The following is a 12,617-nucleotide window of genomic DNA, read 5'->3' as shown; positions in this document are numbered from 1 at the left end:
CCGGCGGATCCACTTCGCCGGGCACGCGCGCGTGCGCGACCGGCGCGTACCCGGATTCAGCGGGCGCCGAACGCTGCCGCGTTCTCCCGCGCCCACTGTCGGAACGTGCGGGCGGGACGGCCGAGCAGCGTGCCGGTGGTGTCGGCGACGGTGTCGGGTACACCGCTGGTGGCCTCCCAGAGGTTGAGCAGCGAGGAGACCACCGGCGCGGGGACGTACGCGGACATCTCCCGCTCGGCCTCCTCGCGGGTGATGTGTTCGACGGGGATCTCGCGGCCCAGGACGCTCCCGATGACGGCGAGCTGGTCGCGGAAGGTGAGCGACTCGGGGCCGGTCAGGGTGACGGCGCGGCCGGTGAGCGAGTCGCCGGTCAGGGCCTCGACGGCGATGTCGGCGATGTCCTCGCTGTGGATGACGGCGCTGTGCGCCTCCGGGTAGGCGAGGCGGACGGGCGCGGCCTGCGCGATGGCGTGGGACCAGCCGAGGGCGTTGCCGGCGAACGCGCCCGGACGCAGGAACGTGTGGGCGATGCCGGAGCCGGCGAGGGCGCGCTCGACCTGGGCGTTGTGGTGCGCGAGCGGCTCGTCCTCGGCGCCGGGGTAGGTGACCGAGGAGGAGGAGAGCAGGACGACGTGCTCGACGCCGGCGTGCTCGGCGGCCTCGATCAGCTCGTGGATGCCGGCGGGCTCGGGGTAGAGGAAGACCTGGCGGACGCCGCGCAGCGCCGAGGCGAAGGTCTCGGGCCGGTCGAGGACGAGCTCGGCCGTCTCCGTTCCGGCGGGAACGGTCAGCTCGGAGGGACGGGCGCTGCCCGCACGGACAGTGCGGCCGGCGGCGTGCAGACGGCTGACGACCGCCTGGCCGACCTTGCCGCGGGCGCCGGTGATGAGGATGGTCACGATGACTCCGTTCATTGACTTCGGTCAATTAGATGCTCACATGCACATATTTGCTTGTCAACATGCATATGCAGGGTGGAGGTCATCCTGGGTAGGGTGGAGGCATGGCGAAGCACGATGAACCGCGGCGGGCCGACGAACTGCTCAACGCCGTGGGTCCGGCATTCGGGAAGCTGCGGCGGTCCTCACTCCTGGAGGTCGAGAACCCCATCTCGCAGAAGGACCTGAACCGCACCCTGGTTCTCAACATCGTCATGGAGGCCCGGCAGGGCGACGGCCCCGAGGTGACCGTCGGCGCCGTGGCCGAGTACCTCGGCGCGGACCCCTCGGTCGCCAGCCGCATGGTGTCCGACTGCATCGGCGCCGGTTACCTCGTCCGCGCCGCCTCCCAGCAGGACGGCCGCCGCACCGTCCTGCACCTCAGCCCCGAGGGCGAGGAGATGATGGCCCGCTTCCGCAAGCACCAGCGGGCGGCCTTCGAATACATCACCGAGGACTGGGACGAGCGCGAACGCCTGGAGTTCGCCCGCCTCATGCTCAAGTACGTCGACTGCCAGGAAGCCCTCCGCCACCGGGGCCGCGGCCGGGGCCCCGCACGCTGAGCCCCGCCGGGGGCCCAGCGGCAACGCGGGCGAGCCGGCGAGGAAATCAGGCGGGCAGCACGGCCTCGATGGCGGCGGTCACCTCGGGGGCGTCGGGCTCCGTCCGCGGGCTGAAGCGGGCGACGACGGTACCGTCGGGGGCGATGAGGAACTTCTCGAAGTTCCAGCGGATGTCACCGATGTACTGCTCGGCGTCCGCGGTGCCGACCAGCCCGTCGTACAGGGCGTGCCGGTGCTCGCCGTTGACGTCGGTCTTCTCGGTCATGGGGAAGGTGACGCCGTAGGTGGCCGAGCAGAAGGAGGCGATCTCCTCGGCACTGCCGGGCTCCTGCCCCATGAACTGGTTGCACGGCACGCCCAGCACGGTGAAGCCGCGCGGCGCGTAGTGCGCGTGCAGTTTCTCCAACGCTGCGTACTGCGGCGTCAGCCCGCACTTCGAGGCCACGTTGACGACCAGAACGGCCTTGCCCCGGTACTGCGCGAGGTTCGCCGGTCCGCCCTGGAGGGCGCCGATTTCCACGTCGTGGACAGACATGTCGTTCCTCAATTCTCTGCTTGAACCTGTGGGTGATCGGGATGTGACGTGACCAGTGGTCAGATTCACTCGTCTGCTGGCCAGTATGCGCCTGGAGTCGGCGGCCGGCGGTGGCCGGCCCTACCGCGAAAGGGGGGAAGGCCGTAGTGATGACGGGCAGTCGCGCTCTTAGCGTTGGGACGTATGACGTATGAGTGGAGCAGCGACGACAACGGCTCGACAGCCAACAGGCCGAGCCGGATTTCCGCCTTGGGCGCCGCCGCGCGACGTGTCCCGGCCGTGGGCCTCGCCCTAGCCGCCTGCCTGACCGCTTCCCCCGCCATGGCCGCGACCACCGCCGACCGTGACGGCGGTGCGGCGACGTCCGGGGCCGGGCTCGACCGCTACTACCGGCAGCGCCTCGACTGGCGCGGCTGCGTCCTGGGCCCGGACGACGACAAGGGCCGCGAACTGGAGAAGGCGGGCGCGCAGTGCGCGGACGTGACCGTTCCGCTGGACTACGCCGCCCCCCGGGGCCGTACGATCACCGTCGCGATATCCCGCCTCAAGGCCACCGACACCCGTCACCGCGTCGGCGCGATCGTGCTCAACAACGGCGGCCCCGGCGGCACGGCCCTCGAATCCCCGCCCGACGTCCGCAAGGTGATGAAGAACGTCGGCCCCCGCTACGACATCATCGGCTTCGACCCGCGCTTCGTCGGCCGCAGCACCCCGCTGGACTGCGGCTGGCCCACTGGCACGTCCATCTACTCGGCCGGCCACGACCGGGCGGGCTTCGACCGTCAGGTCCTCTTCCACAAGGGGCTGGCCGACAAGTGCCGGGCCACGAACGCGTCGGTGCTGCCGCACGTCAGCACCCGCAACACGGCCCGCGACATGGATGTCATCAGGGGCGCCCTCGGCGAGCGGAAGATCTCCTACCTGGGCTACTCGTACGGTACGTACCTCGGTACGGTCTACACCCAGATGTTCCCCGGGCGCTTCGACCGGGTGGTGCTCGACGGGGCGATCGCCCCCGGCGACTACGGCCCACGGTTGCTCCGGGGAGCCGAGCGCGAGAACGAGCAGGCGCTCTCCGACTGGGCCGCCTGGGCGGCACGACGCGACGACGCCTACGGTCTCGGCCGCACCCGCGCCGAGGTACTCGCGACGGTCGACCGCGTCGTCGCGGCGTCGGCGCGCGGCCAGCTGACCGTCGGAACCGCCCCCGAGACCTTCCGGCTCGACGACACGCAGGTACCGCTCCTGCTCTTCCAGGGCATCGCGGACGACACCGACGCGGGACGGTCCGCCTTCAGCGAGCAGGTCTCCGTCCTGGCCAAGGCGGCGGACGGGCAGGCGGCCCGCCTCTCACCGCAGTTCGCCGCGATCCTGCGGTTCATGCTGACCAGCGAGCAGTCGCACTACGGGAGCGTGCAGACCGCGATCCTGTGCGGGGACGTGCCCGCCCCGCGCGACCCCGAGCGCTACTGGCGCGACATCGAGCGCAGCCGCGCCACGCATCCGCTGTTCGGCCCGGTGACCAACAACATCGGTCCGTGCGCCTTCTGGGACCGGCCGCGCGAAGAACCCACCCAGGTGCGCCGCGACGCACCGGTACTGATCGTGGCTGCCACCGGCGACCCGCGCACCACCTACAAGAGCAGCGTCGAACTGCACGGCCTGCTGCCCGCTTCCAAGCTGATCACCCTCAAGGGGGCCAACCACCACGGGATCTTCGGCTCCTACGGCAGCGCCTGCGTGGACGACAAGGTCAACCAGTACCTGGCCACCGGCGAACTGCCGGTGAAGGACCAGACCTGCGTCAAGCAGGCCGGCTAGCGGAATCGCCGAGAGGCGCGGGGGCATGGAGCGATGCGGTGGTGAGAAAACGGCCCTCACCATCCGCTCGCAGCCGAAGCGTGGGAGGAACCGTGCTGCCGAGTGCCTCGAGAACCTCGGCGGCCGGATATCCGAAGAGATCAATGCCGCGGAGGACGACGGGACAGCCGCCGGCCCCGGCATCGGGGGTGCCCGGGGGACGGGTCAGGCCGATCCCGGCCAGTCCGGAAACGTCCTCGTGCCGGCCGTGACGGTCCCAGGTGTCGCCGTGGGCGTGGAGCGTCAGGCCCTCGTACCGCGCGGTGAAAGTCCAGCCGGCGCCGCAGACCCAGCCCTCACGGACGTCCGCCACCGTGGCGACGGCCCGCTGCGCGGCACGCTCGTCCATGCCCAGCCGGAGCACGCCCGCGCGGCCGGGCAGCCTGAGGCCGACGTCGGGCAGGAATTCGAACATGCGGTGATGATCCTGTCTTGGACCACCGTGGGCAAGCGGAATCCATACAGGAACGCCGCCCCGGGTCGGCCGGGGCGGCGTGTGTTTTTGTGTACGGCCGTCAGCCGGCCGCAGGCGCCGGCGCGGCCTCGGGGGTCTCGGCGGCACCGGCGGCATCGTCGGAGCCGGTGGCCTCGTCGGTGTCGGCGGGGCGGGGGATGCGGTGCATGCCCTTGCGGTCGTACAGGCGGGTGACGCCGAATCCGAAGAGGACGGAGACGACCAGGGCGATGCCCATGGAGACCCACGCACGGGTGAGGCCGGCGTCGGCCTGGGCGTCGTAGTAGAGGATGGAGCGCATGCCGCCGGTGATCGGCCGGAGCGGTTCGAACTCGGCGAGCGCGCGGAAGAAGTCGGGCAGTGCCTGCAGCGGAACGGTCGCTCCGGCGGAGGGGACGGCCATGGCGACGAAGATGATGGCCGAGAGCAGCATGCCCGGGACGCCGAAGGCGGCGAGCAGGGCCAGGGCGCTCATGCCGACGACCGCGATGGTGGCCACGGAGTAGAGCCACAGCAGACCGAGGTGGGAGGCGTCCATGTCGAGGATGCCGACGGTGGCGACCTCGACGAGGCTGCCCATGACGACGGAGAAGGCCAGCATGAGGACGGTGCCGATGGCCAGCGTGCGCACCCGGCTCGTGTGCTGGACGGGCATGCGCTGGCGGAAGGGCCCGAAGTCGGCGTGCAGGTAGCCGAGCGCGGTGTCGACCTGCGAGTGGATCGCGTTGGCGCCGAGCATGCCGCAGACGACCAGGACCAGCGCGTAGTAGAAGGCGCTCAGACCCATGGCGCTGTGGCTGCCGAGCGGGTGGCCGTCGGTGACCTTGACGGTCGCGGGGTCGGCGAGCGTCAGCTTGGCGGCCGGTGCGAGCGGGGCCTTCTGAGCGGCGGCGCGGTCGAGGAGATCCTTGCCGATCCGGGCGGAGGCGGCGTGGGCGGCCTTCTGGGTCGCCTGGCTTGCCATGGACGAGCCGATGCTGCCGGCCGACTGGTTGGTCAGCACCGTCAGGGCCGGCCGGGCGGGCTGCTTCTGCTGCTCGGCCTGCTTCTGCTGCTTTTGCTGCGGGTTGGTCAGCCCCGTCACCGTGGCGGTGAAGTCCTCCGGCACGACGAGCGCGCCGAAGAGCTTGCCCTGGCCCAGCTTCTTGTCGGCTTCCTTGCGGCTGAGGATCTGCCAGTCGATGCTGTTGTCGTCCGCGGCGCTCTTCTTGATGCCGGAGACGACCTGGTCACCGAGGTTGACGCGCTTGCCGCCCGCTTCGGCGCCGCGGTCGCTGTTGACCACGGCGACGGGCAGGTCGCGCAGATTGCCCTTGGGGTTCACGTTGCCACCCACATAGAGCAGGGCGAACAACGTGGAGACGACGGCGAGGATGAGTCCTGATCCGATCCACAGCCGCGGGCTGCGGAGCGCGGAGGAGGGCTGAGGGGAAGGCATGACCGCTCCGGGTGATCACATAGAGTAACTAGATACTTAAGCTATCCAAGACTAGATAGTGGCAGTATCTTCTTAGGGTGTCCAGTCGTCACCGGCGGCTGCCCACCCGCATCACCAGCGAGGACGCCGCATGAAGATCTCGGAGCTCAGCCGCAGGACCGGCGTGCCGGTCGCCAGCATCAAGTACTTCCGCCGCGAGGGCCTGCTGCCCGCCGGCCGGGCGACGGCCGCGACGCTGGCCGAGTACGGGGAGGAGCACGTCCAGCGCCTGCGGCTGATCAAGGTGCTGACCACTCTGGGCGGGCTGTCCATCGCCGCCACCCGGGACGTGCTGGCGGCGGTGGACCGGGCCGAGAATCCCGACAAGACCCTCGAGGCGATCAGCTACGCCCTGCCCGTACCCGTCGCGGCGGCCTCGGCCGGAGACTCCGACCGGGACGCGGAGGCCGAGTCGACCGCGGCGGCGGACGTGGCGGGTCTGATCGCGGCCATGGACTGGCAGGTCCCCGACACCTCCCCCCACGTCCGAGGCCTGACGACGGCCCTGAAGGAGCTCAGACGGCTCGACGTGGACTACCGGCCGGAAAGGCTCGTCGGCTACGCGGAACTGGCCCATGAGATCGCCCGCCTGGACCTCGAGCGCGCGGCCGCCTTCGACGACGACTCGCCGGTCCTGGCCGAACAGGCGGTCATCGTCCTCGCCCTCTCCGGCCCCCTGCTCGAACTGCTGCGACGGCTCGCCCAGGAGGACCAGGTCCGCCGCCGGGCCGCACCCGGTGGCTGATGCCCGCCGCTGCCACCACCGGTGGTCTGTTCGGAGGAGCATCCCGTGCCGCGGGAACGCGTACGGCCCGTTGTGCCGCCGGTGGGCAGCAGAATGGGGCGCGTCGGCCGGGAGGCGAGGAGGAGCACGGTGATCGTCGACTGCGCGCATTACCGTGACGGGCGCCGGCAGCACGAGGGTGCGATGCCGCTGGAGCGGGCGGCCGCTCGCTGCACACAGGGCGGGTTCGTCTGGCTGGGCATGTTCGAACCGGTTCCCGAGGAACTCGCCAGGGTGCGGGAGTGCTTCGGCCTGCATGAACTCGCCGTCGAGGACGCCACGGCATTCCACCTGCGGCCGAAGGCCGAGCAGTACGAGGACGGCACCGAACTGATCATTCTGCGCACGGCGCGTTACGACGACGAGCGCGAGGAGATCGACACCGGCGAGATCAGCGTCTTCCTCGCCGAGAACTTCGTGATCACGGTCCGGCAGGGCATCGCCAGCGAGCTGCACGGAGCCCGCGGCCGGCTCGAACGCCGCCCCGAGCTGCTGCAGGCCGGCAGCGCGTCGACGCTGTGGGCGATCCTGGACCAGGTGGTCGACAGCTATGCGCCGGTCGTCGCGGAGCTCGAGCGCGACATCGAGCAGATCGAGGCCACGGTGTTCTCCGGAACGGTCGCTCCGACCGAACGGATCTACTCCCTGCGCCGCGAGGCCACCGACTTCTACCGCGCCGTGCACCCGCTGCTCGCCGTCGTCGGCCGGCGGCTGCAGGCGGGCAGGTCACCGGCCGGACTTCTGCCCTATTTCCGGGACGTGCACGACCACCTCCTCCTGGTCAACGAGGAGGTCGCCGCCCAGCGGGACCTGCTGGCCACCGTCCTCGAGGCGAACATCGCGGTGATCTCCGTCGAGCAGAACAAAATCAATCTTCGCCAGAGCGCCACGATGGAGCGCTTGACGATCCTCGCGTCCGTGTTTCTCCCGCTGTCCTTCGTGGTCGGTTTCTTCGGTCAGAATTTCGACTGGCTGGTCACGCATATCAGCAGCTTCGCCGCGTTCTTGTCCCTCACCCTCGCCGGGCTGCTGCTGCCCTGTGTCCTGCTGTATGCCTGGCTGCGCGGACGACGCCGCAAAGAATTCCCCGTCCGGGGCTGATGAGCGAATTCGAGCAGCATCGAAGCGCGTATGAACGGCGCGGGAGCGGTGCCTAGTATCTGGGCGAAGGCGTGAGCCAGAAGAAACGAAGGAGGCAGTTTCATGCTCAATTCGAAGTTCAGCCGCCGTGCCGCGGTCGCGCTGGCGGCAGCAGTGACCATCGGCGGCCTCTCGGCCGTCCCGGCAACCGCGACCGAGTCCCGCGCGTACGGCATGACATCGTCCTTCGTCGCCTACGAAGGGACGAGCTACTCGGGACGGTCGGCCGACATCAACGGCTGCGGGCACCACACCATTCCGTTCCACGGCTCCTACAAATGGATCCCGCGCGGGCAGGACGGCCGCATGCACAACGCCGCCGACGGCCGCGACCCCGTCCATACCGTGCTCCGCAGCAACAGGGGCGCGGAGCAGTCCACGCCGTTCGGCTGGCAGAGCATCTACATCGTCTGCTGACCCGACCGAGGACCGGACGGACTGAACGGACCGGGCGGTCCGGGCACCGAAGGTGCCCGGACCCCCGACTTGTTCCGACCCGACGCAAGCCGGCACCCGGGAGTGCGCCCGAGTTCCCCGGCCCAGTCCTCGAGGGCGTGTGGGTCGCCCGTTCGGGGCCGCTGGGCCGGAAGGGCGGGTGCGCCGGTCAGCGGTCCCGCAGCGTTGCGGCGCAACGCTGCGGCAACGGCCTTGGCCAGGCCGCTCCGTTCAGTGAGAACGGGCAGGCCTGGAGGCGGGTGCCGGTGGTGACGGAAGGGAACCGTTGCGTATCTTCCTCGATCGCGAAGCGCAACGGCTCCGCGGTGTCCCATCCTGTGAGTCCCCTTTCCGTGATCCGCTGGAGGGGAGACAAGTCCCGTTGGCGCACGACGGGTTGGACGGATGGATGGATGGAGACCTCGGTGGACCGGCCGCTGCTGTCACTGAGAACGACCTTGGTGTTCCTGCTGGCTCTGATCGTCGGCGTGACCGCGGGCGCCCTGACCGCTTTAGCGGGGGAGGGGACGCCGCGCAGCGTGCTCGCGGGCCTGGCCGCCGCGGGACTGGCGGTGCCGTTCTTCGACCGCCTCGTCGCCGCCGAACCCGACGCGAGCCGGCCGCGGGGGACCGTGAGTATCGGCGGCGGGGAGGAGAAAGGAGATGGGTGAGCTTCGACCGCTGGGGGACGACCTCACGGACACGTCCCGGGCCCTCGCCCAGGCGCTGCGGGAAATGTTCGAAGGGATGGAGGTGTCCGTGCGCCGCTACGCGGCCCGGCGCCGACGCGATCCCGGGACGTTCTCGCGTTACCTGAACGGCACCCGCTTGCCCCCTTGGCAGGTGATCATGGACCTGTTCGCGGACCTCGCGGAGCACCGTGGAACCGCGGTCACCACCGAGGCCATCGAGTTCGTACGCGGACTGTACGGGTCGGCGGTCGACGCCGGCTCCTCTCCCAAGCACGCGGTGGAGATCCTGGAGCAGCAGTTGGCCGACGCCGACCGGGTCTCCCGGCGATCGAGCGTCCGGGGCGACGTGCTGGGCGATGCGCTGCTGGACCGTGCGCACCGCATCGCCGACCTGGAAGTGCGCCTCAACCAACTGGAGGCCGACTGGAGCGCCGAGCGGGAGCGGGCGGACAAGCTCGCGGCGGCCCACCCGGACGTCTCCGAACTCCTCCAGGAACGCAACGCCTTGGAGGCGGAAGTCTCGCGCCTGGGGAAGGAACTGCGCGAGGCGCGGGAGCAGCGTGCCGCCGCCGAGGCCCGGTGCGATCTGCTCGAACGACAGCTGGACGCCGTCGAGCGGCCCGCGGCGGCTCTGCCCGCCGTGGCCTCCGGTTCCCGGAACCTGCCCAGGATCCTGATCGTCGACGACCAGGCGGACAACCTGCTCGCGATGAAGGCCGTGCTGGAGACGCTCGACCAGGATCTGGTCACCGTCTCCTCCGGGCGGGAGGCGCTCAAGGCGTTGCTGGACCACGACGACTTCGCGGTGATCATCATGGACGTGCAGATGCCGGAGATGGACGGCTACGAAACGTGCGCGCACATCAAGCGCAGACCCCGGACGCGCGACGTGCCCATCATCTTCCTGACCGCGATGGGCGTGGATCCGGAGCACTCCGCCCGTGGGTACGCGGCCGGCGCGGTCGACTACATCAGCAAGCCCTTCGACCCCTGGGCCCTGCGCGCCAAAGTCGCCGTGTTCACCTCCATCCACCTCGAACGCCATGCCACCCGATGACCCCCGTTGTCCGGCCGGCGATGGATGTGTCGATTCAGGCTTTTCCGGTCTCGAGGACCTGGCGCGCGAGTGCCAGCAGGTCCGGGACGGCCGGGTGTCCCGGTCCCTCGCGCCAGGCGAGGGTGACGGGAACGGTCGGCGCGTCGGCGAGCGGGCGGTAGACCAGCGAGGGGTGCGTGTGGTTGCTCGGGGTGGCCGATGTGGAGATCCCTACGGCGCGGCCGGCGGCGATGGCGATGAGCCACTCGTCGGTGTTGGTCACCTCAATGGTGGCGACGGGACGGGCCGTCGACGGCCAGAGGTCCATGGTGGTCGTGCCGGAGACGGTGTTGAGGGCGATGGGATGGGCGGCGAGGTCCGCCAGGGTGACCCGGGGGAGGGCCGCCAGCGGGCTGTCCGCCGGCATGACCACCACCCGCTCCTCCGACAACAGCCGTTCCGTGCGGAGGCCGGGCGCGGTGACGGGACCGCGCAGCAGGGCCGCGTCGACCTTGCCCTGGGTGAGGCCCGCCGTGCGGTCGTCGATGCGGAGCAGTTCCAGCGGAGTGCCGGGGTGGGTCTCGTCCCAGCGGCGCAGCAAGGGGATGGTGTGATCGCCGAGCGCCGCCCAGGTGTGCCCGAGGCGCAGCGGCCAGTTCGTCAGCCCTCCGGGGTCGAGGGCGGTCTCGACGGCGGCAAGAGCGGCAAGGGCCTTGTCGCGGAAGATGTCGCCCTGGGCGGTGAGTTCGAGGTGGTGCGTGGAGCGGTCGACGAGGCGGGCGCCGAGGTGGTCCTCGAGTTGGCGCAGGGTGCGGGAGAGCGCGGGCTGGCTCAGGTGGAGACGGGCGGCGGCGCGGGTGACGTTGCCCTCGTCGGCGATGGCGAGGAAGGCACGCAGGTGCCGCAGCTCGATGGTCATGCCTCAGGAGCATAACCGCAGCGGATCAGGCATTTCACTTCGCATGGCCGACTTCCTAGCGTTGAGGGCATGACATCCACGCTGCAGAACTCATCCGCCACGACGGTCACGCCCGTTGTCCTTCGCCACGCCGCGGGCCGCGGCAGCCTCGGTGGCGTCGGCCTGGTGCTGGCCGGGGCGGTGACCGTTCAGTTCGGTTCGGCCTGCGCCGCGCTGCTGTTCCCCCGGACCGGGGCGCTCGGCGCCCTCGCGCTGCGGGTGACGTTCGCCGCGTTGCTGCTGCTCGTCGTCACCCGGCCCCGGCTGCGCGGTTACTCGCGCGCCGACTGGGCGGTGGTCGGTGGGTTCGGCCTGGCGCTCGGCGGCATGAACATCCTCTTCTACCAGGCGATCGACCGCATCCCGCTGGGTTCGGCGGTCACCTTCGAGGTGCTGGGACCGTTGCTGCTGTCGGTCGTCGCCGCGCGCCGCCCGGCCAGCCTGCTGTGGGCCGGCCTCGCGCTGGCGGGGGTCTTCCTGCTGGGCCGCGGAGGCTTCGGCCGCCTCGATGCCGCGGGAGTGGCCTTCGCACTGGGCGCCGGCGCGATGTGGGCGGCGTACATCGTGCTCAACGCCCGTGCGGGCGCCCGTTTCCCGCGGCTGGACGGCCTGGCGATCGCGATGACCGTCGCCGCGCTGATCAGCCTGCCCCTGGGCATCGGGTCGGCGGGCGGGACGCTGCTGGAACCGGGAGTACTGGTGCTGGGCCTGGCGATCGCGGTGATGAGCTCGGGCGTGCCCTACGCCCTGGAAACGCTCGCCCTGCGCCGGCTGCCCGCGGCGACGTTCGCGGTACTGACGAGCCTGGCGCCGGCCCTCGCCGCGCTGGCGGGCTACCTGGTGCTGGACCAGGGGCTGTCGCCGACGCAGTGCGTCGCGATCGCGATGGTGGTCACGGCAAGCGCGGGCGCGGTCCGCACGGGCAAGCGCTGAGGCGCGCTGGGCCCGTACGGCTGCCACGGTCACCGGAGTCCGAACGATGCCGAAATGACGACTCGACGGGAAGCCGGGACAGGACGACACTGCCCGCGATGCGAGGCCGCCTTCCGAGAGGAGACCGTCGTGATCCATCTGAGCGAAACCCTGGCGCTGCAGACTGTCGAGGACTTCCTCACCTGCGACGAACTCGCCCAGCTGACCAAGATCATGGACGCGGAGCACGCGGCGACCGGCTGGAAGCCCACCCACCAGGCCGACGTCGTCCCCGCCCCGCCCCTGGCGCAGGAGATCCTGCACAGTGCAACCGCCCGTGCCCTGCCCGCCCTTCGACGCGCACTGCCTTCAGTCGTGGCGGACGCGACGTGGGACTACACGGAGCTGACAGCCGGGCAGGAGATCCGCGCCCACATCGACGGCATAGCCGATCCCGGCACTCCTCCGCGCCGGATCGGGCGCCTGGGAGTCGTACTGGCCGACGCCGAGGACGGGGGAGACTTCTACATCGCCACCACCTCCCATCCCGCCATCTGGTCGGGCACCACCGTCGGCGAGGCGGAGGGGTTCGCGCCCGGCACGCCGCTGACGCACCGGCTGCCGCATGTCCACGACCACGGTGCCGTCCCCGAGTGGCTGCGTGACACCCCGCGCACCCGCTGGACCGCCGACGCCCCGGCGGGCACCGGTATCGCGTACGGGGCCCAGGTCGTTCACGGCGTGCTGCCCGTACGCGCGGGACGCCTGAGGAAGTTCGTCACCGACCTGATCGACACCCGTCCGCCGCACAACGGCTGAACGGCGGACCGCCG

14 protein-coding genes are annotated in these 12,617 nt (G+C 70.7%); 9 read left to right on the top strand and 5 right to left on the bottom strand.

Annotation, left to right across the window (positions count from 1 at the left end; all coding sequences use genetic code 11):
• Positions 1 to 56: 56 nt before the first annotated feature.
• Positions 57 to 899, bottom strand: coding sequence for an NAD(P)H-binding protein (locus ACIG36_RS15710; protein WP_399927129.1), 843 nt, complete (start codon positions 897 to 899; stop codon positions 57 to 59).
• Positions 900 to 1,003: 104 nt separating this feature from the next.
• Here ACIG36_RS15710 and ACIG36_RS15705 point away from each other — a divergent pair, with 104 nt between their 5' ends.
• Positions 1,004 to 1,501 carry a MarR family winged helix-turn-helix transcriptional regulator gene (locus ACIG36_RS15705; RefSeq protein ID WP_399927127.1) on the top strand — a complete coding sequence of 166 codons (498 nt, stop codon included), beginning with the start codon at positions 1,004 to 1,006 and terminating at the stop codon, positions 1,499 to 1,501.
• A gap of 46 nt (positions 1,502 to 1,547) precedes the next feature.
• On the opposite strand, the gene ACIG36_RS15700 is transcribed toward ACIG36_RS15705, so the two are convergent.
• Positions 1,548 to 2,036: a glutathione peroxidase gene (locus ACIG36_RS15700; protein ID WP_399927125.1), complete on the bottom strand. Its 489-nt coding sequence runs from the start codon at positions 2,034 to 2,036 to the stop codon at positions 1,548 to 1,550.
• Positions 2,037 to 2,219: 183 nt separating this feature from the next.
• Here ACIG36_RS15700 and ACIG36_RS15695 point away from each other — a divergent pair, with 183 nt between their 5' ends.
• Positions 2,220 to 3,857: an alpha/beta fold hydrolase gene (locus ACIG36_RS15695; RefSeq protein ID WP_399927123.1), complete on the top strand. Its 1,638-nt coding sequence runs from the start codon at positions 2,220 to 2,222 to the stop codon at positions 3,855 to 3,857.
• Here the strand turns inward: ACIG36_RS15695 and ACIG36_RS15690 are convergent.
• Both ACIG36_RS15690 and ACIG36_RS15685 read right to left on the bottom strand, forming a co-directional pair.
• Complete coding sequence (locus ACIG36_RS15690) at positions 3,841 to 4,311, bottom strand: hypothetical protein (protein WP_399927122.1); 471 nt, start codon at positions 4,309 to 4,311, stop codon at positions 3,841 to 3,843. The genes ACIG36_RS15695 and ACIG36_RS15690 overlap by 17 nt on opposite strands.
• Before the next feature lie 100 nt (positions 4,312 to 4,411).
• A complete protein-coding gene (locus ACIG36_RS15685) occupies positions 4,412 to 5,788 on the bottom strand; it encodes a YhgE/Pip family protein (protein ID WP_399927120.1) in 1,377 nt (458 codons plus the stop codon).
• Positions 5,789 to 5,918: 130 nt separating this feature from the next.
• Between ACIG36_RS15685 and ACIG36_RS15680 the strand changes: the two genes are divergently transcribed.
• The 5 genes from ACIG36_RS15680 (at position 5,919) to ACIG36_RS15660 (ending at position 9,935) form a co-directional block, all read left to right on the top strand.
• Positions 5,919 to 6,572: a MerR family transcriptional regulator gene (locus ACIG36_RS15680; RefSeq protein WP_399927119.1), complete on the top strand. Its 654-nt coding sequence runs from the start codon at positions 5,919 to 5,921 to the stop codon at positions 6,570 to 6,572.
• A 129-nt stretch (positions 6,573 to 6,701) separates the two neighbouring features.
• The gene (locus tag ACIG36_RS15675; protein WP_399927117.1) at positions 6,702 to 7,712 is read left to right on the top strand and encodes a magnesium and cobalt transport protein CorA; all 1,011 of its coding nucleotides are present in this window, start codon (positions 6,702 to 6,704) and stop codon (positions 7,710 to 7,712) included.
• A gap of 102 nt (positions 7,713 to 7,814) precedes the next feature.
• A complete protein-coding gene (locus ACIG36_RS15670) occupies positions 7,815 to 8,168 on the top strand; it encodes a MiAMP1 family antimicrobial peptide (protein ID WP_399927115.1) in 354 nt (117 codons plus the stop codon).
• 431 nt (positions 8,169 to 8,599) lie between these two features.
• The gene (locus tag ACIG36_RS15665) at positions 8,600 to 8,857 is read left to right on the top strand and encodes a hypothetical protein (protein ID WP_399927113.1); all 258 of its coding nucleotides are present in this window, start codon (positions 8,600 to 8,602) and stop codon (positions 8,855 to 8,857) included.
• Positions 8,850 to 9,935 carry a response regulator gene (locus ACIG36_RS15660; RefSeq protein WP_399927111.1) on the top strand — a complete coding sequence of 362 codons (1,086 nt, stop codon included), beginning with the start codon at positions 8,850 to 8,852 and terminating at the stop codon, positions 9,933 to 9,935. Before ACIG36_RS15665 ends, ACIG36_RS15660 begins: the two co-directional genes overlap by 8 nt.
• Before the next feature lie 34 nt (positions 9,936 to 9,969).
• Here ACIG36_RS15660 and ACIG36_RS15655 read toward each other — a convergent pair whose 3' ends face one another.
• Complete coding sequence (locus tag ACIG36_RS15655) at positions 9,970 to 10,833, bottom strand: LysR family transcriptional regulator (protein ID WP_399927109.1); 864 nt, start codon at positions 10,831 to 10,833, stop codon at positions 9,970 to 9,972.
• 69 nt (positions 10,834 to 10,902) lie between these two features.
• Between ACIG36_RS15655 and ACIG36_RS15650 the strand changes: the two genes are divergently transcribed.
• Together ACIG36_RS15650 and ACIG36_RS15645 are read left to right on the top strand one after the other, a co-directional pair.
• Complete coding sequence (locus ACIG36_RS15650) at positions 10,903 to 11,805, top strand: EamA family transporter (RefSeq protein WP_399927107.1); 903 nt, start codon at positions 10,903 to 10,905, stop codon at positions 11,803 to 11,805.
• A 129-nt stretch (positions 11,806 to 11,934) separates the two neighbouring features.
• Positions 11,935 to 12,603, top strand: coding sequence for a hypothetical protein (locus ACIG36_RS15645; RefSeq protein ID WP_399927105.1), 669 nt, complete (start codon positions 11,935 to 11,937; stop codon positions 12,601 to 12,603).
• Positions 12,604 to 12,617 lie beyond the last annotated feature (14 nt).

It is taken from the genome of Streptomyces sp. NPDC053048 (genome assembly GCF_044547045.1).
Classification (GTDB): Bacteria; Actinomycetota; Actinomycetes; order Streptomycetales; family Streptomycetaceae; genus Streptomyces.
The sequence above is the reverse complement of the archived record's forward strand: the minus strand, read 5'-3'. Positions and strand labels throughout refer to the sequence as shown.